Annotated in this window: 19 protein-coding genes and 2 pseudogenes; 1 reads left to right on the forward strand and 20 read right to left on the reverse strand. The window is 44.7% G+C overall.

Going from position 1 to position 20,079, the window contains the following annotated elements; all coding sequences use genetic code 11:
* The 4 genes and pseudogenes from AC1DUA_RS04525 to AC1DUA_RS04540 form a co-directional block, all read right to left on the reverse strand.
* A partial coding sequence (locus tag AC1DUA_RS04525) for a hypothetical protein (protein WP_477498595.1) occupies window positions 1-976 on the reverse strand: 976 nt, incomplete at its 3' end.
* A 12-nt stretch (window positions 977-988) separates the two neighbouring features.
* A complete protein-coding gene (locus AC1DUA_RS04530) occupies window positions 989-2,032 on the reverse strand; it encodes an S-layer homology domain-containing protein (protein WP_477498596.1) in 1,044 nt (347 codons plus the stop codon).
* Between the two features lie 117 nt (window positions 2,033-2,149).
* A pseudogene (locus AC1DUA_RS04535) lies at window positions 2,150-2,590 on the reverse strand (pseudouridine synthase); the annotation flags it as partial.
* Window positions 2,591-2,596: 6 nt separating this feature from the next.
* Entirely contained in the window at window positions 2,597-4,141 is a 1,545-nt protein-coding gene (locus AC1DUA_RS04540) for an RsmB/NOP family class I SAM-dependent RNA methyltransferase (protein WP_477498597.1), read from the reverse strand.
* A 146-nt stretch (window positions 4,142-4,287) separates the two neighbouring features.
* Here AC1DUA_RS04540 and AC1DUA_RS04545 point away from each other — a divergent pair, with 146 nt between their 5' ends.
* On the forward strand, window positions 4,288-4,797 hold the full coding sequence (locus AC1DUA_RS04545; protein WP_477498598.1) for a thioredoxin family protein: 510 nt from the start codon (window positions 4,288-4,290) through the stop codon (window positions 4,795-4,797).
* 122 nt (window positions 4,798-4,919) lie between these two features.
* On the opposite strand, the gene AC1DUA_RS04550 is transcribed toward AC1DUA_RS04545, so the two are convergent.
* From AC1DUA_RS04550 to AC1DUA_RS04625, 16 genes and pseudogenes are all read right to left on the reverse strand, one after another.
* Complete coding sequence (locus tag AC1DUA_RS04550; protein ID WP_477498599.1) at window positions 4,920-6,023, reverse strand: GerAB/ArcD/ProY family transporter; 1,104 nt, start codon at window positions 6,021-6,023, stop codon at window positions 4,920-4,922.
* A gap of 11 nt (window positions 6,024-6,034) precedes the next feature.
* A complete protein-coding gene (locus AC1DUA_RS04555) occupies window positions 6,035-6,268 on the reverse strand; it encodes a hypothetical protein (RefSeq protein WP_477498600.1) in 234 nt (77 codons plus the stop codon).
* A 4-nt stretch (window positions 6,269-6,272) separates the two neighbouring features.
* Window positions 6,273-7,472 (reverse strand): Ger(x)C family spore germination protein, encoded by a 1,200-nt coding sequence (locus AC1DUA_RS04560; RefSeq protein ID WP_477498601.1) that lies wholly within the window; start codon window positions 7,470-7,472, stop codon window positions 6,273-6,275.
* Between the two features lie 17 nt (window positions 7,473-7,489).
* Window positions 7,490-9,085: a spore germination protein gene (locus AC1DUA_RS04565; protein WP_477498602.1), complete on the reverse strand. Its 1,596-nt coding sequence runs from the start codon at window positions 9,083-9,085 to the stop codon at window positions 7,490-7,492.
* 161 nt (window positions 9,086-9,246) lie between these two features.
* A complete protein-coding gene (locus AC1DUA_RS04570; protein WP_477498603.1) occupies window positions 9,247-10,032 on the reverse strand; it encodes an ABC transporter permease in 786 nt (261 codons plus the stop codon).
* An 18-nt stretch (window positions 10,033-10,050) separates the two neighbouring features.
* On the reverse strand, window positions 10,051-10,866 hold the full coding sequence (locus AC1DUA_RS04575; RefSeq protein WP_477498604.1) for an ABC transporter permease: 816 nt from the start codon (window positions 10,864-10,866) through the stop codon (window positions 10,051-10,053).
* Window positions 10,863-11,867 carry an ABC transporter ATP-binding protein gene (locus AC1DUA_RS04580; RefSeq protein ID WP_477498605.1) on the reverse strand — a complete coding sequence of 335 codons (1,005 nt, stop codon included), beginning with the start codon at window positions 11,865-11,867 and terminating at the stop codon, window positions 10,863-10,865. Before AC1DUA_RS04580 ends, AC1DUA_RS04575 begins: the two co-directional genes overlap by 4 nt.
* The gene (locus AC1DUA_RS04585) at window positions 11,860-12,294 is read right to left on the reverse strand and encodes a DUF309 domain-containing protein (RefSeq protein WP_477498606.1); all 435 of its coding nucleotides are present in this window, start codon (window positions 12,292-12,294) and stop codon (window positions 11,860-11,862) included. The genes AC1DUA_RS04580 and AC1DUA_RS04585 overlap by 8 nt, the downstream gene beginning before the upstream one ends.
* Before the next feature lie 3 nt (window positions 12,295-12,297).
* The gene (gene yjbM / locus AC1DUA_RS04590) at window positions 12,298-13,095 is read right to left on the reverse strand and encodes a GTP diphosphokinase (protein WP_477498607.1); all 798 of its coding nucleotides are present in this window, start codon (window positions 13,093-13,095) and stop codon (window positions 12,298-12,300) included.
* Window positions 13,096-13,121: 26 nt separating this feature from the next.
* Window positions 13,122-14,219, reverse strand: a complete 1,098-nt coding sequence (locus tag AC1DUA_RS04595; RefSeq protein WP_477498608.1) for a quinone-dependent dihydroorotate dehydrogenase — start codon at window positions 14,217-14,219, stop codon at window positions 13,122-13,124.
* 153 nt (window positions 14,220-14,372) lie between these two features.
* Window positions 14,373-15,206 (reverse strand): PRD domain-containing protein, encoded by an 834-nt coding sequence (locus AC1DUA_RS04600; protein WP_477498609.1) that lies wholly within the window; start codon window positions 15,204-15,206, stop codon window positions 14,373-14,375.
* 84 nt (window positions 15,207-15,290) lie between these two features.
* Window positions 15,291-16,459: pseudogene (locus AC1DUA_RS04605) on the reverse strand (PTS transporter subunit EIIC).
* Between the two features lie 138 nt (window positions 16,460-16,597).
* On the reverse strand, window positions 16,598-17,437 hold the full coding sequence (locus AC1DUA_RS04610) for a carbohydrate ABC transporter permease (RefSeq protein ID WP_477498610.1): 840 nt from the start codon (window positions 17,435-17,437) through the stop codon (window positions 16,598-16,600).
* Between the two features lie 46 nt (window positions 17,438-17,483).
* Window positions 17,484-18,389 carry a carbohydrate ABC transporter permease gene (locus tag AC1DUA_RS04615; protein WP_477498611.1) on the reverse strand — a complete coding sequence of 302 codons (906 nt, stop codon included), beginning with the start codon at window positions 18,387-18,389 and terminating at the stop codon, window positions 17,484-17,486.
* 87 nt (window positions 18,390-18,476) lie between these two features.
* Window positions 18,477-19,382: an ABC transporter substrate-binding protein gene (locus AC1DUA_RS04620; protein ID WP_477498612.1), complete on the reverse strand. Its 906-nt coding sequence runs from the start codon at window positions 19,380-19,382 to the stop codon at window positions 18,477-18,479.
* 13 nt (window positions 19,383-19,395) lie between these two features.
* Window positions 19,396-19,608, reverse strand: coding sequence for a hypothetical protein (locus AC1DUA_RS04625; protein ID WP_477498613.1), 213 nt, complete (start codon window positions 19,606-19,608; stop codon window positions 19,396-19,398).
* Between the last annotated feature and the right edge of the window lie 471 nt (window positions 19,609-20,079).

Raw genomic sequence — 20,079 nt, forward strand, 5'->3', positions numbered from 1 at the left:
GGCCTATGGCGTACATATAGTAATTTCGGAGTAGACCGTAAGGTGGTGTTTGGCCACCTGTTATCGCGTCTTGTTCTTCATAATAGAACGAGTCTACTGAATTATCCAGAAGAAGCATTGTTCTGATCATGCCTTTGCCATCTGTTTTTCCTTTTCCGTAAGATAAAGGGATGGCTTGTGAGGCCGGATGTTGCTTAGCATCAATAATTGTAATACTACTCTGTACTAACTTGTTCCCATCGGTTATTTCAGGTGATCCGATTTCCAATGAGACAGCACTTTCATCTAAAAACCAGCGATCAGGACGATCGACTTCATATGCAGTAGTTACTGCCCAGCCTTCCTTACCAAAATCTTTTTCAATGTCGCCACTTGCGGGAGAATCTTCTTTACCTGAAATTTTGTACTGTATTGAATCATAAGCATAGCGTAAATCCGGACCATTTTTCGAACCGCCTGCTTCCCGATAATCAAAAGGATTGGTAGTGTATCTATATCTTCCTTTAGTAGGAATTACCCCAGGGTGCATAGAAGGAATCCCAGAAACACCATTAAATTCTACAGTCGGAGTGTCCTCACCTTTATGTTCCCATATTTTACCTAAAGGTTGTCTATATATTTGATGCCCCGGTTTAGTTTCGGAAATTCCATATACAGGTGTGTTCCTACCCATAATAACTTGAACATTAATCGTTGAACCAAAAAAACAATTCGAACATTCTATTTTTGAACCATTATTGAATATGTCTATTGAAATAATATCCCCAGATAAATACGAACTAATGTTGGTACTTATCTGTTTACTTGATGAAGAGGAATATTGCACGTTGACAGGTGATTCTTTAAAAATATTATGCTCGTAGTCAAAATAAATTTTTTTCATTGTGGTTGCTTGGATTCGGGAAGGATCAATAAAAGGGGATATCAACTGTAGGCAAAACACAATTAGTAAGATTCTCACAAGTAAGTTTCGCAAATATAACTCCTCCTATAGAACTGCAACAACTGCCTTGTTACCTACTAAATCAAATACTAAGCCTGTTTTACCAAGATCACTCCTAACACCATAAGCTACAAAACCCACATATGTTCCTGGAACAGCGAATCTTATGACTCTAGCTAAGCCATCTTTAGTTAAATGCAAAGGTCCAGTTTGATCATACAAAGTAAGATACTGATAGCCACCTAAACTAAAACTATCGTCCGCAGTTTCATCCACCTGCACAGTGAATTTAGCCATCACCACAAAATCCCGCTGTTTCTCCACTCTAGAGTTCCAATGTGACGTATCAATATATTCCATATAAGGATCATCCTCATCCGATGGGTCTGCTATAATTACTTGGTTTAACTTAACAACAGCGCCTTGGCCTGCGCTCCAGGAATTCCCTATGTTTTTCGCCTTTAACCCCAACATAGTACCCACATTGCTCCCAGTTGCAGCAATCTCAGCCGCACTAGCCGCGTATTTATCAACCTGCAGCTTCTCCCCATTCTTGGCAGCAAGAATCCGCTCAATAATCGTAATCGCCTGGGCACGTGTACTAGACCCATAAACATCCAGATCGGTTCTGCTTACGCCATGAATCAACCCCATTTTCGTAGAGTCAACCATTGAACCTTTCAATGTCTTATCGACACTTCGCACACTCAAAATAGACATCTCATATCTCTGCAGCGGTTCGGTATAACGTTCTGGAAACTCAGCTGGGATAATTTCCAGCTCCTTCAGACGATCCACGTAGGACTGAAACCATCCATCCCCGTCGATTTTGGTGATCTTCTCCCCTGTTGCCAGCGCTACCATTTTGATAAATTCAGCGCGGCTTATTGGAGCATCAGGTTTAAAAGTGTCATCTTCGTAACCATCAACGTACTTCTTTTGAACGGCAATTTGAATAGACGACTCTGCCCAGTGCTGGAATGTGTCTTTGAAACGTGTTGGACTCTGTGCGGAGGAATCCATGACATCATAGCCAGTAGATAAAGCGCAAAGTAGTGTAATTCCAAATACAGTTAATCTTTTTTTCATAAACAACCCCTCTTTCATTCATGACAGTAAACACATTTGGTATCAAATGCCTAAAAAACAACATAAAAAACCACCCTGCCATCGCAATGAAAGAAACTCAACGATGACATGGGCGTCCTGAGTAACCTCCCACTCTACCCTAGCAAAATAAGTCTTGGGGATGTGCTTACGAGGAGAAAGCAGGTTATGCGCAAGCTTGCCATCATTGGTAAGCAAAAGAAAACCTTCTGTATCCTTATCTAAACGACCTACTGGGAAAACTTCGAATGGCGCATATACCTCATCCAAGAGGTCCACCACGGTACGATCACGATTGTCCTCTGTAGCAGAAACGACGCCTTGCGGTTTATTCATCATTAGGTAAACGAACTCCCGGTAGCGCACGGTTTCCCCGTTTACCTGGATGATGTCCTTATCGGGATTGACCTGCATCCCGCTGTCTTTGACTTTCGCGCCGTTCACATAAATTGCGCCTTCTTTAGCAAGGCGTTTGAGTTCAGAGCGCGAACCGATGCCCACATGGGCGAGTATTTTATCGAGCCGTTGTGTTTGTTTCATGACCGCTTAGGTCCACCTCCAGCCGGGCGGGTATTCGTTCTTCAGCATCCCGTCGAGCCATTTGCCCCAGCCAACGGGATGCTCGTCAATGCAGACAAGGCAGTAGCCTTTGGCTGCCTTGGTCACTTCCGGGTCGCGGATAATCTCGCTCTCCGCGACTTCGAGCGTCTCGCCCTTCAGGTACCGAAGGGCTCGCTCGTCGCTCGAAGCCAAGCTCAGCGCTCGCTTGGCTTCGCGCATGCGCAGTCCCATGGCTAACGCATGGGACGGCTCGAATCGGCCGCGGTGCAGCGCGCCGATGTACCAACCAGGCCGCACGACTTTCAGTCCGTGCAGCTCGGGCAGATCCGCCGGCGACGCATACGCGTGCTCGCCGTAACAGACGAGCCGCAAAGCGGCGAAAGGCTCGCTGCGCAGCAGCTCGTCTTCGAATGCCTGAAGCGGCTCCAAGCTCACGCGGGACTCAGTCCCCGCGCGGCCCTTCCCACGCAGCGCATCACGTCCGCTGCGCCCCGCTTTAGACGCCGACACAACGTCGACGTTCACTATTGCTCTCCCCCCGGCGTCCGCTTTTACACTTCCCCCAGCATCTGCCCTCACAACCTCTCCTGCACCACCACTGCGCAGCACAGCAACATAATGCCCCTCACCGCGCAAGCGATGAGGCCAAAGCCGCGCAGTCCCAGCAACCGCCTCACGAGCGCGCTCCGAATAATGCTCCTCACACCAAGGCTCACGCAGCCAATCTGGCTGTCCATGGTCAAAGCGCGCAATAGGCACCACTTCAAACGCAGGATGTTTGTCCAAAAACTCCGCAATCTGCGCTTCGTTCTCCTCCGGCGAGAACGTACACGTCGAATACACAATGGTTCCGCCAGGCGTTAACATTTGCGCTGCTTGTCCAAGCAATTCCCTCTGCATGGCAGCAAACTCTTGTACAGAATGGCGTTCCCACTGCAGCATCATATCTTCTTCCTTGCGGAACATTCCTTCCCCCGAGCAAGGGGCATCTATTAATATTTTATCGAAATAGCCCTGAAACACATTCAGCATCCGCTCCGGTCGCTCATTCAAAACAACAGCATTTCGAACACCAAAAAGTTCAAGGTTTTTGACTAGCGCTTTCACCCGATCCGAATGGTTGTCATTCACGACAAGTACTCCCTCGCCCTGCAGTTTTGCTGCAATTTGAGTTGACTTCCCGCCTGGAGCTGCGCACAAATCGAGCACTTTTTCGCCTGGCTGAACCTGAAGCAGCTCTACTGGCGCCATGGCGCTAGGCTCTTGAATATAATAAAGTCCTGCATGATAATAAGGATGCTTGCCAGGACGTTCTCCCTCTTCATAGTAAAACCCTTCCGACGCCCACGCTACCTGCTCCAACGCGAATGGACTTTTATCCAAAAAATCCGCTTTCGTAATTTTACTTGTATTCACCCTCAAACCAAAAGATCTTGCTTTGTCATAAGACGCCAAAAAAAGCTCAAATTCCTCTTCACCTAATAAATCAATCATTTTATCCCTAAATACGGGTGGCAGCTGCTTCGTCATCCGACATCTTCACTTTCCTCTTTTATCTTCGCTATTATAGCTGAACTGTCACGAAACAGCCAATTATTTTCAAAATCTGAAAAGGATATGCTATACTTTTTATCGAAATTAGTAGTTAGTATACAACACAAGATGAGGTGCATGAAATGAAGAAGCTGCTTATTTATCTAGGCATTGTCGTTATTTTATTCGGGGGTTTATATTTCGTTAATCAGCAGTCTAGCAAATCATCGGATCAAGCCAATGCTGGGAATCCTTATGGTGTTGCGGCATCCAAGCTAAATCCGGAAACCGTGAAACAATTAAACGATCCGAACTACCAGAACCTCATTCTGCCTAAAGATCTCGATCAAAGGCTGAAAAACAAAGAAACCTTTTTTCAGTATTATTATGCTTCCACTTGCCCGCACTGTAAATTAACGACTCCCGTTCTTGTTCCTATTGAAAAAGACCTAGGTATTGATGTCAAACAATTCAATTTGGAAGAATTCAAAGATGGTTGGGAGAAGTACAAAGTTGACTCTACGCCGACCCTTATTTACTACAAAGATGGCAAAGAAGTTGATCGCATCGTTGGCGGTGTTCCTGAAGCCGGCGCTGCAGGTGGTAATACACCTGAAATGTTTAAAGCTTTTTTCCAGAAATACAAAGGTTAATACGTATGACAAAAGCAGCGGATTCCGCTGCTTTTTTTAGTAGATAAGAAAGTATAAGTTTATTACTTATGCTTCGCTCTACCTTGACAACCGCGCTCGTCCCAAAAGGACGACGACGTCATTTATCCTTGTTGGCTTCCAGTCTTTTTCCGCAAAATAGCTAAGCCAAAGAGCAATAAGGGAATGATGAGCCCGAACGTTCCCGAGTAAAAAAGCCATATTTTAGATGCAAACTGAATGAAATAGGCAGAATTCGGGTAAGCGATGACCGAAAGTACAACTAAACTCATTCCCAAGGGAATATATAGCTGCCTGATTTCACTTAGTTTAAAGACCGCGCCCAGGGTCACCGCAGACGCATATAGGCATAACGTTAGCTTAAAGTAAATGGTGATGAACCAAATTCCCGCCATTACCACCTCAAGACGTTCAAGGAAGCTGCCAATAGAAATTCTTCTGGCTAATGAGAAACTTGGATACATTTGGACCGATGTTAATTCATGCCCTAACACAAGAATCGATAAAAGTGAAATGATAACAATCAAGCAGCCTCCGATAGAAACTCCTGCAAGAAATGCTTTTCCCAGTTTTTTAGTTTGATTTACGAAAGGCATAATCGTTAGAAAAACGACTAGTTCCAAATAAGGTGTTCCAATGAGGGGGACGGAAGCACGTACAATAGGTTTGAAGCCATACCCGAGTATTGGCAGTATATTGCTTGCTTTCATTTGCGTTGGCAGCAGGATGAACATGAGGAAAAAAAAGAGCAGCACCCATGGCAGAAAAATCTCCGAAGTACGTGTAAAGGTTTCTAGTCCGTTTCGAATACCCAACAAGACGATCGCCAAAAAGAAGATATGCGTAAATTGCAGTGGTGTATCCACAAGGACTTGAGTTGAAATAAAATCGCCTAAGTTACGAAGCACCAACGCGGCTAGAATGAAGAAAAAGCAGAAATAAAGCAAGCCGATAGCTTTACCAATCCATTTCCCCATTAACACCTCGCAGTATTCAACTAATGTACTCTGAGGAAAATGTTGACCAAGAGCAAAATATAAGACAACGAGCAGCAGGCCTACCAAAAGCCCTAGAATGGCAGCAATCCAAGCAYCCTGTTTGGCATCATAGGCAAGTCCCGAAGGAGCGATAAGGATAGCGCTGCCAATCGTAAAGAGAATAGTCAATATCGTAAACTGATGAACGCCTATCCTACCCTTCTCAAACATGTGATTCACCTCTATTTTAGAATACCAAAAACGAATTGACTGATTGGTTGATAGATATACGTAATCCAATCCAGTGGATTCGGAAGCTTCACTCTCTCAAAGTGCAAAATGCAAAGCACAGATCCTATGAATAGAAGCGAAGAAAATACCCAACTTTCCGCAATTAGCTGTTTGCGAAGTAGTTGCGGGAGTTCAAGTAGCCCCGCGAGAGTCGCAATGATCAAAACCGAGATGATAACCCCCATGTCATCACTCCTCTTTGTGGCGCATAATGATCGAGTTATTCGTTGTACCAAGACGGCGGATGTGTAAATCTGCGGTGATATTTACCTGCAGTTTAGCGAATTCATTTTTCCAATCCGGCTCCAACTTTATCCATGCTTTTGGAGCAACGTCCTCAATAGCCTCACCAAAGCCAAAGATATCCGCTTTATTTGCCTTTGCTTTGTTAATCGAGCCATACATGACTTTTTTTAGCGAACTAACAGCCGTTTTCTCAATTTCACTGATCGTTTCCGGATCCAATAAATTGATTTCACACTGAACTTCACTGATATTTTCCTCTAAATTTACATGAATATTGATTTCAGGTTTACCGTTTTTCACTGCTCCTTTGATCTTGGAACTAGCATGGACAATTTCTACCGTTAACGTTCCGCCATTGGGACACTCCAAATGCCCCATCGTGCTTTTCACATTTCCAATGATATAGTTATACCCTTTGCTCTCATCCTCGTTTAGCCAATCAACTAGTTTATCCTGCTTAAAAAGAGCCAGCCCAGTATACTGCAAGTTCGTGATTGGCACGGTCTCCGCAAGGGACGACTTCGAGCTTCCCTTCTTTGGATCACCCTCAATTCGAATACCTGTTAAAACCGATTCCGTCGTCGGTTCGCTAAGCTTCGTTATGAACTGATCGATACGAACACTGACCGTTGGTGCCCACGCTTTCTCTGACGTTTCTAACGTCTTGAACATTTTATTCGCTGGGATCTTCTCAATTGGCGTCAATATTTGCAGTACTTTAGCGGCTGTCGTACCTCTGGCAACGATGATGTAGAAATCGGATCGGACTTCATGATCTCTGGTGATGCCGTCCAACACCTTAGCGACCCCTTCACGCGCAAGTTCCTCACCAATCACGATAATACGCAAATGGGATGCAAACAATTTACGTGGAGCGGATGTCGTTAATTTCCTCGCCGCCTCCAGCGTTGAAATTCCTCTCGCTGAAAGCGTCGTGATCGGCGTGCTGTAGCCTGCCCCCTTTTTCGATGCCACTTCATTAGGATTCACGATTTGCGCAGTAACTAAGTATTCGTCTCCGCTTTTATCGAATCCCACACCAACCATAATGGCCAAATCATTCAATTCATGCCGATCCCAACACCCAGAGAGTACAAAGCCAAGTAAGCTTAGTGTACACAGCATACAAGCTAATCTTTTCATTGGCTGATCCCCCCCCTTTATTTTCGTTTTGGTTTGGTTGTCGGGGCATTGTTTTCACGAATAATATTCTTTTGGCTAATAAACCTTGGTCTGGAGAATAGGCTCCATTGCGGTAATCTGAGAATGGTGTCCTTCTGATCAGCCATGACGAACGGAGCCATCGGAGACATGTACGGAACCCCGAATGATCGAAGCGAGCATAGATGCTGGACCATCGCGATTAAACCAACGGTAATACCGAATAGGCCAAAGGTAGCCGCAAATACCATCAAAATAAATCGAATGATGCGTATCGGAATCCCCATGCTAAAAGCCGGAATAACAAAGTTAGCGATCGCTGTAATTGCAACAACGATGACCATTGCCGGCGAAACCAACCCTGCGTCTACGGCTCCTTGCCCAATAACAAGCGCACCTACGATAGATACTGCTTGACCTACCGTCTTAGGAAGACGGACGCCAGCTTCACGCAGGATCTCAAACGTCACTTCCATCAACAAAGCTTCCACAAAGGCAGGGAAAGGAATGCCTTCTCGCTGCGCCGCTAAGTTAAATAAGAGTGAGCTGGGCACGAGTTCTTGGTGAAACGTGGTCATCGCAATATAGAACGAAGGTGCCATCAAAGAGATGAAGAAACACATATATCGCAGAATGCGGATCAGTGTTGCGAATTCAGCCCGTTGATAATAGTCTTCCGCAGATTGAAAGAATTGCGTGAAAATAACCGGAGCTTCGAGTACAAAAGGGGTTCCATCCACCAGTATGGCAACGCGCCCCTCCAACAACCCTGATGCAATCACATCAGGCCGCTCAGAATTGTATACTGTCGGGAACGGCGTAAATGTTTCATCTTGGATTAGTTCCTCGATGTTGCCACTTTCAAGAATGCCGTCAATATCAATGCGCGCAAGTCTTTGCCGTACCTCATCAACAATTTTGTCATTCACAATCCCGTTAATATACATCATCGAAACCGTTGTTTGTGTAACCCTACCGATTGTCATACTCTCCAGCCATAAATTCGGGCTTTTGATACGCTTGCGAATAAGAGAAATGTTCGTGCCTATTGACTCCGTAAAACCATCGCGCGGCCCTCTCACAACGGACTGCGTCATTGGCTCCTCTACCGAACGCTGTTCTTCAGCCGCCGTATTCACAGATAGTGCTTGTGTATAACTATCGACAAAAACAACAGTTTCCCCTGACAAAATCCGATAACATACTTCTTTGTAGTCATTGATCGTCCTGACTTCGCCTAAGGTCTGAAGAATATTCTTCATTAAATCAGGCAACTCATAGAAACCCGTTTCCATAGCTTCCATGATTTCAGCCGATTTGGCAGTCAAACCGTTCATGATATCCTGAAATAAAGTTCTGTCCACCATCTGTTCAAGGAAGGCAAAGCTAATTTTACAGTTGGCATCCAGTTCCAGGTACATTTCCCCCGTCTTAAGATCGTCACTATCGCCAAATGTCTCTTTGATTTGTTCGATATTCAAGAGGCTATCGCTGAGTAGACTTATATGCGAAAGAGGCTCATCTTGCTCTTGGGAACGTGTGCTTGGAATTCTTTTATGGTTGAATAGTTGATGTAGCGTCTTGGTCCAAGACATTCTTATTATCGCCACCACCAAGCTCTATTTGAAATGAGTTCATCTTGTGGGAAGTTTTCCCTTCCACTCTCCAAATTATGTATAGAGGATCAGACACAAAGCAAAAAGGACCTCTGCCGCCTAAGGGGAGAAGTCCTTTTGATTCGTTGTAACATTTATTTTCAACTGCTTGCACTTGTATAATGCCGCAAAGCGAATTTCCATAAAACACGTGTCAGAGCCAGACAGATGACTGCAACCCCCACGCTCGAGGCAACCTGCCAGCTGCTAATCCGTCCAATAAGAGCGGAAGCAGGAAAGGTTGTGATAAAAGCAATCGGAAAAATATACGTTAACGTGAACCGTAAAAATCCTTTATACACTGAAACGGGAAACCTTGCCGTTTCAAAAAAGGAGCCGAATAAATAGGATAAATTATCTACTTTTACAGCCCAGAAAGAAAACATCATCATCCCCATCCAAAGGGAATAAACCACGACAAGAGACGCCAGAAACACAATAGCAAACTGTACAAGCTCGACGAAGCTAGGAACCGCGTGAAGCCGCCAAAGTGCATAAGCAACTAAGCCGAATCCGAGCACAACGTCAGATAAGCGCCAGAAAACAAGATGCCTGAAACTAATATAAAATTGACTGTCTACGGGCTTCGTCAAGACAAAATCCAATGTCCCTTTGCGAATATGATTAACAAGACGAGACATATTAGGCTGCAGGATAAACTCTATAAAACCATGCACCGCGTTGAAAATCCCCAGCAGGACAAGCACTTCATAGAAATCCCAACCACCAATCTCCTGTGTCCGATAAAAATATAATTGCACGGTCAGGATCGCCATCACCAGCCAAAACACCGTCGACAGCATATTCGCTGCAAAATTCGCGCGATACTCAAACTCCTCCACCAAGCACGCACGCATAAATTCGCGAAATAACCGAAAATATTTCATCGAAGGTTTCCCCCATTCTCATCCGCCTACAGCACCATATTTCTTAATCCCTTTTCTCCACAACAATCGAAATGTCACGAATAGAATGATGAGCCAAGCGAGTTGGATCACGAAATTGTGAAGGATTGCGGCTGAGCCTATCTCGATTTTACCAACTAGTAGCTCTACTGGAAAACCAACTGTACCGTAGAAGGGCAGCCAAGATGCGACCTCTTCAACCCAAGCGGGAAACATGCTTAGAGGCGCTATTCGGCCGGCAAGAAAGAGATGGAAACCCTCGTACAGGCTGTAAATCGCCGTAGCTCGATTCGTCCAAAACGCCAGCAAACCAAACTGAAAGCCGATCAGAAAACGAATGGCTGAAGAGACAGCGATTGCGCATAAAAAAATTAGAATTATTTCCAAGGAAATACTCAGCCTTAACATAGGGAACAATGCTGCGGCAATCGCCCATGCCGGAATTAAGAGAAACGCGAAAAACAGTTTGTACACGAGGTTTTGAGAGATGCTCCAATGCACGGGGTGGAAAGGGCGAACTAGCTTGGAAGACAGCGATCCATCCTGAATGCTGGCGTCTAATTCCCATACATCCCACGTGCTCGTTAAACGGTCAACTACAAGAACACCAAGAAAATACACCATATAATCATGAGCATCATATCCGCCAATAGCTTGATTGTTGCTAATCGACAGCCACACGGCCATCGAGACAAGGGGCTGAATAAAAGCGCCAACCATCCAGATCAACGACTCACTGCGGTACGCAAACATAACCGCCCACTCCACCCGAAGCAAGACGCGATATTTATGCCAAAATGAAGCTAATCCCCTCATGATCCGGCGCTTCCTCCTTCGCTCCTCGCCTCAAAAGCTTGGGCAATCACCGATTCCATGGATGGATCTTCGATCGTCAAATCGCGTACATTCAGCTTGGATAAAAGTCTTGCCGAAAGCTCGGAAACTTGCTCTCTAGCTACATCCACATCGAGATCCGGAAACGCATAGTGGACTATCGTTCCCATCCCGTGGATAACATCCTCAAGCTCTCGCTCGTGTGCACGTATAGCCAGTTGAAGACGAATACGCTTGTTAGGTGCGTACTTGTCTATCAGCTGATTGATCGCCCCATCATATAGCAGACGCCCTTTGCCGATGACAAGCACACGCTCGCATAATGCTGTAACATCTGCCATGTAATGACTCGTGAGCAGAATGGTCGCCTTATATTTGCGGCTGTAATCCTGAATAAACCGGCGCATAACTTCCTGCATATTCACGTCCAGACCAATCGTCGGCTCATCGAGAAATACGATTTTTGGCCGGTGCAGAAGCGCTGCAGCTAGCTCGCATTTCATTCGTTCTCCAAGCGAGAGCTGCCTGACTGGCTTGCGGATAACTTCTTCCAGCTGCAGGAGCTGTACCAGATCCCCCAATGTCTCCTCGTAGTCCTGATCAGGTATTTCGTAGATCACTTTGTTTACGAGAAACGTTTCTGCTGCGGGAAGGTCCCAGATCAACTGGCTTTTCTGCCCCATGACCAGAGAAATCTGCTTCTTAAACTCTTTTTTATGCTGAAATGGAACAAAACCGCCTACATTCACTTCACCACCTGAAGGATGCAGCAGTCCCGTGAGAACTTTCATCGTTGTTGTTTTGCCCGCCCCATTCGGTCCAAGAAAGGCGACGATTTCTCCCTCGGGGATGAAGAAGGATACATCATCTACAGCTTTAACCGTACGAAACTTACGGTGAAACAAGCTTTTGAATGATGCCATGAAACCCGGCTCACGTTCGTGGACTTGATACCATTTACTCAGCTTACGAACCTCAATCATGGTCTTCCTCCTCCTCCTCCTCATGCTGGGGTGGATGCTCCTTCATGTCGTCCAGAAGATCATTGAGTTCCGGGTCTATAAGGCAAATGGTTAGGTCATATGGAGCGAATGGTTCCTCTTTCATCCGGTGCAACTTCGTTACATAGATTTGACTCTCTTCGATCAATTTTCCTAAATCAATTCCAAGCGAATCCGTCGGGTAAGGAGCTAACTTATCCAATCCTGCGCTAAACAGCTTAATGGAACCGCTTACGTTTCCATTTGCATGATGATAAAGGCCCACTGCAATCTGCAGTAGACCTTGATATAGAGGGCTCCGGCCTTCTTCCAGCCAAAGCTCCTCCATGACTTCATGACATTCAAAATAATCGCGCAGTTCATTAAAATAATATAAGTAAGCTACATATAATCGATCGTAAGCAGCCATAGATCAGTTTTGATCTCCTTTTTTCGCTCGGGCGATTGCGATCTCAAGATCGGAAGATAAGTCGCTTAAACCGTCTTCCGTTTCCCAAATCTCGTTGAATCTTAGCTGAAATTGCGCGGCTTCCCGAACTCTATGATAGAAATAAAGCTCCTGAATATTGCTCAGTACGATATTGACTAGATTCGAGTTATCTTCAAACATTTTCTGCGATTCAACGATTTCCCCTCGAATGCTGGACATTTCTTGATCTAACAGGTAAGCAGCCTCTGCAGCCTTGCTCAGACGAGCTCTAACATCCGCTGGTAATTGCTCTTTATATTTATAATTCAAGGAATGTTCAATGGTAGCCCAGAAATTCATGGCAAGTGTTCGAATTTGTACCTCAGCCAAAATTCGCTTCATTCCTAATGCCGTCTGTACCGGATATTCAATAATGATATGAAAACTACGATATCCGCTTGGTTTCTTATTGGTAATATAATCTTTCTCGTAGACAATCGTCATATCCTGCCTACTGCGAATAAGTTCAGCAAGACGCTCGATGTCCGCAACGAATTGGCACATTATACGAATGCCGGCAATGTCCTCAATGCCTGATTCTAATTGATCCATCGGCACGCTCAGACGTTTCGCTTTCTCCAACATACTTGATATTTTCTTAACGCGGCCTGTTACGAATTCAATGGGGGCATATTCTTCCCTGCTTTTGAGCTCGCCGCGCAGCGTTTTAAATTTCACCTTCAACTCTTCTACTGCTTGTTCGTAAGGCAGGAGAAATTTCTTCCAGTCTCGTCCATCCATTGATTTTTCCTCCATTCCGAATGAAGTCAGTTGTGATCTGCACCGATTGCCTGGGAAATATGAGTATACCCATCTTTTTTGAGTAGATCTAGAAGTCCCCGATTAATGTTCGTAAGAATGCCTGGACCTTCATAGATTAATCCTGTATAAACTTCAACTAAGCTGGCGCCGGCACGAATCTTGTCGTACGCGTCCTTCGCTGTAAATATCCCGCCAGYCCCAATGATCGGGAGCTTGCCTTCCGTCAATTGGTAGACGCGTCTAATGACCTCAGTGGATCGCTCTGTGAGAGGACTTCCACTAAGCCCGCCTGTTTGCGAACGATTCGCATGCACGAGTCCATCTCTGCTCAGCGTCGTGTTCGTCGCAATGATTCCGGATACTCCGCTGTCCTTAATCGTGTGCACGGTTAGTTCTAACTCATCGTCCGTGAGATCCGGCGCTATTTTCACAAGAACAGGCTTGCCTGCATGGCCATTCTTTTGCTGTTGAAGCTGCATTTCGGCCGTAACCGCATCAAGCAATCGCTTCAAATCATTCCCATGCTGTAAATTACGCAAATCCGGCGTATTTGGTGAGCTAATATTGACGACAAAGAAGTCGCCATATGTATATAACTCCCGGATACAAGCCCGATAATCCTCTTCGGCCTGCTCATTTGGAGTCGTTTTATTTTTACCTATGTTGATTGCTACTGGGATATCACGCTTGCCTGTTTTTTGCAGGTTGTGCGCCATTTCGTCCGTCCCTACATTATTGAAGCCCATCCGATTGATAAGCGCCCTGTCTTCGGGTAAACGAAATAACCGCGGCAGCTCATTGCCTGGTTGCGGCTTGGGAGTAATCGTACCAACCTCCATGAATCCAAACCCTAACTGTGAGAAACCTTTCACTGCTTTTGCATTTTTGTCTAATCCTGCAGCTAAGCCAACCGGGTTGGCGAACTCAAGTCCCCATATTCGCTGGTTCATGAGAGGTGAGTTCTGCACTCCGTACATCGATTTAAGTAATTGCGCTCCGCCTGGGAAACGAGTTACCGCACTTAGACCGTCAATGGTCAGATGATGCGCCTTCTCAGGGTCCATTCGAAACAAAATCGGTTTTGCTAACTTCTTATACAGCATGTCCTATGCACTCCGTTCTCTAATGACTCTAACAGTCAGTTTAGCTGACAATGTCCAATTATGCAATCCGAAGATCAGCTAAAACCTATTTTTTCAAACAAAAAATCCCCGCTCCATAAAGGTTGCAAGGGAGGAGATTTCACTAGCCAAACTCTATACTTCTGAGCGCAGAAGCAGTCGTTCCAAATGCATCGTTAGATACCCTGTTTCGTCGTCCGGCACTTCCAATTGAAGTGCATCGCTGAGCATAAGCGACAGTACTTTTGCCTTCACATAAGTGTCTCCGTACTCTTCTTTAATTTTATCCAACAGCGTATTTTGCAGTGTCTTTTTTTGTTTAACCCGTTCAATGACACCTTTCAAATGACTGATGAACCGCAAGGTGGAGAAGGAATCGTCGAAATTAAATCCTAATTCTTTGGCCGATTCGATCGTTTTCGATACGATTCTGACAACCGCCAAGGAATCCGAAGCCTGCTCCTTTTTGCGCGCACTATTAAAATGCATCGTCAAAAAGGCGACCTCATCCTCTGGCAATTTGACATCAAGATGATCGTTGAGGAAATCGACTGACTTCTTGGCCACTTTATACTCCTCCGGGTACATATAACCAATTTCATAGGCAAAGGGATTCGTGATGAAAATGCCTCGTTTCTGCCGCTCCACTGCAAAATTGATATGGTCTACTAATGAAGCATGAATCGTCTCCGAGAAATCACCCTCCAGCATGCTCTGCGCGTATGCAATAACCTCTTCCGTGATCCCAATAATTTTCACATCTACGGCGTTGAGGATCTGTTCATAGTTCCTAAGCACCTCTGATGTATGCAACAGAAATTCTTGGGTGATTTCAGCTTCATCTATTGGCATGCCTGGCGTCTTTTTAAAGCCGATCCCCTTGCCAAAAGCGATCGAATTCTTCCCTGATGTCAAATGTGCCATCACCACATTGTGTGAGAGTACATGAATGATCGTCCGTTCAATCATAAGACACCTCCTAATCTTGATTTCGGGGTCCCGCAAAGTAATCGGAATAGACTTCGAAGGTATAAGTCACTTTGTTGGGTATATTCAGGCTTGTCCTGATTTGTCTTTTTGCGGGTGAAGCATGGGTTTAATACTCTCGCGAATCTGCTCAGACTCCGTGCCGAATACCACGTGAACATTTCCTTTTCCAAGCCTGATAACCCCTATCGCACCGAGATCTTTGAGTTCATTGTCCATCACGAGCTTCTCTTCATTAACAAGCAAGCGCAGGCGCGTGATGCAAGCATCGATGGAAATGATGTTTGAAGGTCCACCAATATGTCTTAAAATACGGGTTGGACGATCTTCTTTCATCTCGATTGGAGCACTTACATCCACAGTTTCCAGCTCAGCAGTTTCGTCGCGAGCAGGAACTTTCATCGGAAAGAAATACAGATAAACCCGGAACGTTACATAATAGAGAATAAAATAACCTACTCCAACAATGAGAATCAGATAAGGGCGAACATAATCACAGGGTAAAAACCTGTCATAAACATTCCCGCTTCTGGATCACCTGCGAAAAATCTGGAAATGTCGCCATGTACAATTTTGCCAGTTACAGTGTTGTAATCCCCTATTTGGAACCAGGCGATATTATTGATGATGTGATGCAAGCCGGTAGGAATCAGCAGACGATTCATAATGCCATAGATCAGCACGCCGATATTCCCATTATCAACAATCCATAACCCGAACACGCTAATCGCTTTTTGCACCGGAGGCCAGATGGAGCCCATCAGCAGCCCTAGAAAAACCATGACCAATGCTGTTAGCAAAGGAACAAAACGCTTCCCGCCAAAAAAGCCTAAAGCTTTAGGCAGCTGAATATGCTGAAATCGATTAAAAAGCGATGCAGACAAGACGCCTACAAGCATCCCTCCGAGCACCCCCATATCCAAACGCTCAGCCGAGTCCGTACCTGTATGAAAAAGCTGCAAAACATTATTAAACACGAGATACCCTACCGTTGCCGCCAATGCCGCGACGCCATCTCCAGACGTCAACCCGATGGCAATGCCGATCGCAAAGATTAATGGTAAATTATCAAAAATCGCGCTTCCGCCTGACTCAAAAATATGAGCCACCTGCATAAGAAAAGGATCACTGAACGTCATTTTGCCTATACGTAAAAGAATGGATGCCGCCGGCAGCACCGCAATCGGAATCATTAAGGAACGTCCCATTTTTTGCAAAAGATACATTGCTCTCATTATGTCTCACCTATTAAGCCCACAAGTTTGGCCGTTTCTTGTTTGCTCTTTCCTATCCCAATTATAGTAGAAAGAACACCCTCCCGAAAGGATAAAATCCTCTAGGATAAGGTGTTTTTTCTATGCAACAGTTTGCTGTTATTTCACCGCTCCAGCCGTAATCCCGCTTGCGATTTGCCGTTGGAAGATGATATAAACAATCAGGGTTGGAAGCGTTGTAATCAGCAGTCCTGCGAACAACGGCCCCCATTCCACACGATACTGCATTTCCGCTTGCATAACGGCTAGACCGATTGGAAGCGTGTACTTCGTTGGCTCATTGGTCAAAACAACACCCAGGAAATACTCGTTCCAGTTATTGAGCATATTCGTAATCATAACCGTAATCAGTCCCGGCTGTGACAACGGCAGCATGACCCGGAAGAAGGTGCCATAGTGGGACGTCCCGTCAATGATAGCGGCTTCTTCAATTTCTTTGGGCAGTGATTTGTAGAACCCAACCAGCAGAAAGATTCCAAACGGAAGGTTAAGCGCCGCGTACACAAGAATCAATCCAAGCCATGTATTAATCAACTGCAAATCGTTAAGCAAGAAGAAGAGTGGAATCAAGGCCAGCGCGAAAGGAATCATCATAGATGAGATATAAATCGTAAAGATAATTTTATTTCCTTTAAAATCATACCTGGCTAAGATATACGCGGTCATCGCCGCAAGTATCATTCCAAGTAAGGTACTTCCTGCGGTGACAACAATGGAGTTAAGGAAATAAGTGCTAAAGTTATATTTGCTCCATACATAGGAGAAGTTGGACCATAATAGTGGGAATTTCGGCAGCGCCCATGGTGCGTTCAGAAAAAATTGCTCATTATTTTTGAGTGCGTCGAGCAGCGTCCATAATAATGGATAAAGGACGGCGACGCTCCAAATCAGAAGAATAACCCAGACAATCGTTTTGGCTAACGGATTTTTAATCTCCATGTGATCGTTCCCCCTCCTACAGAATCTTTCTTTTTCTAAGATGACCTTAATGCATTTCGATTGTTTCCTGGCGCATAATGCGCTGCAGAATAAGGGTTGTGATCAGTGAGACGATTAGGATCATAACACCGATAGCCGCTCCATAACCGAAATGATATTGTTGAAAAGCCATCCGATACAGGTAAGATCCCATCACTTGGGTTGTATTATCAGGCTGCCCGCCGTTCGTCATCAGCTGAACAATTACGAAGGAACCGTTGAGAGTCGTGATAACAATGTTAACGACGGAAACTTTAATTTGCTCCCAGATAAGCGGCATCGTAATGTTGCGGAATTGCGACCATTGACCGGCTCCATCTATATTAGCTGCCTCATAATAGGAAGCAGGAATATTCACGATTGCAGCAATCATCAAGATCATGTAGAAACCGATACCTGCCCAGATTGTAGGTGGCAGTAACATCCAAATCGTATGCTGAGGAAAGCCTAACCAAGTAATATCAACTTTTTCACCTGTAAAAAGGGACAAGAAAGCATTCAGGAATCCAATTTGCGGATTGTAGATGAAGTTCCAGAGAACACCGATAACAACGACCGAGATCACATTTGGGATAAAAAAGATAGCTCGGAAAAATCCAGCCCCTTTTACTCTGAAGCGTGTCAAAGCAACTGCGAAGAACGTTGCCAGAATCATAATGCCAATCACTTTTCCAACGACTAAGAAATAATCATTCMCAATGGCTCTAAGGATAATTGGGTCTTTAAATATCTCTTTGAAATTGTCAAAACCGATAAACGTACTGTTCTCCGACATTCCTGACCAATCATAGAATGATTTCTGCAAGGCCTGTATAACAGGGTAGATCGTAAATACACAGAAGAACAAAAAAGTCGGAATGATGAATGAAGCGATGAACATATTCCTTTTCCACACTTTTGACTTGGCCTTCATTCTATCCTCACCGTCCTATCATTAAAATGGCGGAGAACGCCTAGGGCACTTAGCCTTAATTGTTCTCCGCACTACCTCATTCAGTTCCTATTTCTTCTGCTTAGCTACGACATCCGTAACACGTTTTACCCATTCTTCAGGCGTAATTGTTCCGATTGTCAAAGCAACACTCGCATCTTGCATAGCTTTATCAACGTCTGCTGCGAAGGAAACTGTAGGTACGACCACTGTGTCAGGTGAGGATAGGAATTTTGCAGCGTCTTTAACGAAGTTAGGTGCTTTGGAAGAAGAGATATCACCTTTAACGTTAGAAGGAGCACCGCTCAGCTCAGCCCATTGGGAAGCTTGCGTTTTGGAGAATACGAACTGCATGAAAGCTTTGGCAGCATCTTTGTTTTTCGCTTTTTTCGCGATGGCGAATGTCGCTGTGGACGTGTTCGCTACAACTTTTCCACCTTTATCTTGCGTGATGGAAGGGATGAATCCGAAGTCGAAGGAAGCCGGAACGTCTTTCGCCATTTCATTTGGCAACCATAGACCATTCGGGATGAAAGCGTCTTTGTGTTGTAGGAACAAGGATTGGGAATCCGTGTGGTTGATTTGAACAGATGCTTTATCAATGAATCCTTTATCACGCAATTGCACGATTTTATTCAAACCTTTGATGATTGCAGGGTTTTTCCATGCTTCAAGATTGTTTGTGGACATATCTTGCAGCAATTTGTAGTCATTGTTATTTGCAGATACGATTGCAGGGAATAGTACAGCGCCATTGATGTAGTAAGGGTATTTACCTGTGTGAATGAAAGGATTAATGCCTGCGGCTTTAATTTTCTCACTAACAGCCAGGAAGTCTTCAAAGTCTTTAGGCTCTGCCCAAGCTTTTTCTTTGAATAGGGCCTTATCGTAGAAAATACCCCATGAGCTCATTACGAAAGGAACGTTATAGATTTTGCCATCAAACTCTTGTGGCTTTTGAGCTAGCAAATCCATAATTTTATCGCCGTCAACGGCCAACAAAGTATTGGATTTCGAAATCACCTGTTAATTTTTTCGCAGCTGCCGCAGTAGGCGCAGCGCTAGCTGCTGCTGATGCTGTAGGTGCAGTTGTTGCAGCTGGTTTTGTCGTTTCTGCCGGAGCAGCGGTTTTACCGCAGCCTGCTGCTACAAGTACCATCGATGCAGCCAAGCCCATTGTTGACCATTTTTTCATATTCATGTGTTCATCTTCTCCCTTTTTTAATAAGTCTGTTTGTTATTTGGAGTAGCAAATTTCCCGGTTACCATGCTTCCGTCGTTTGTGCTACCAACCCCTTTCGGCATGCAACTGTTGAAAAAAAATAAAAGGGCATAGTTATAGAAGAAGACTTGCATTCTTCTAATAACTAATGCCCTTACGGTAACATGTTATTAAAACTAACATATTTAATTGTTTTCACTGCCTTGTGTGATTAAATCTTACAACATAATGACATGGACGTCAATACATGTTTCAAAAATTTCCTAGTGGCTACTATATTCTATGATCGACCCAACTTGTGATATGATAGATCATATCGTTAATCCTAAGTAAAGGGTGATTCCTATGTCCAAACGTAAACCAACAGCCGTTAATCGTAGAGCCAAAGAGGAAATCAACAAGAAAGCCATCATTTGGACAGGCGCCATATTCGTTGTTGTCATTGTAGCC

Source organism: Paenibacillus sp. 01T422, assembly GCF_056398785.1.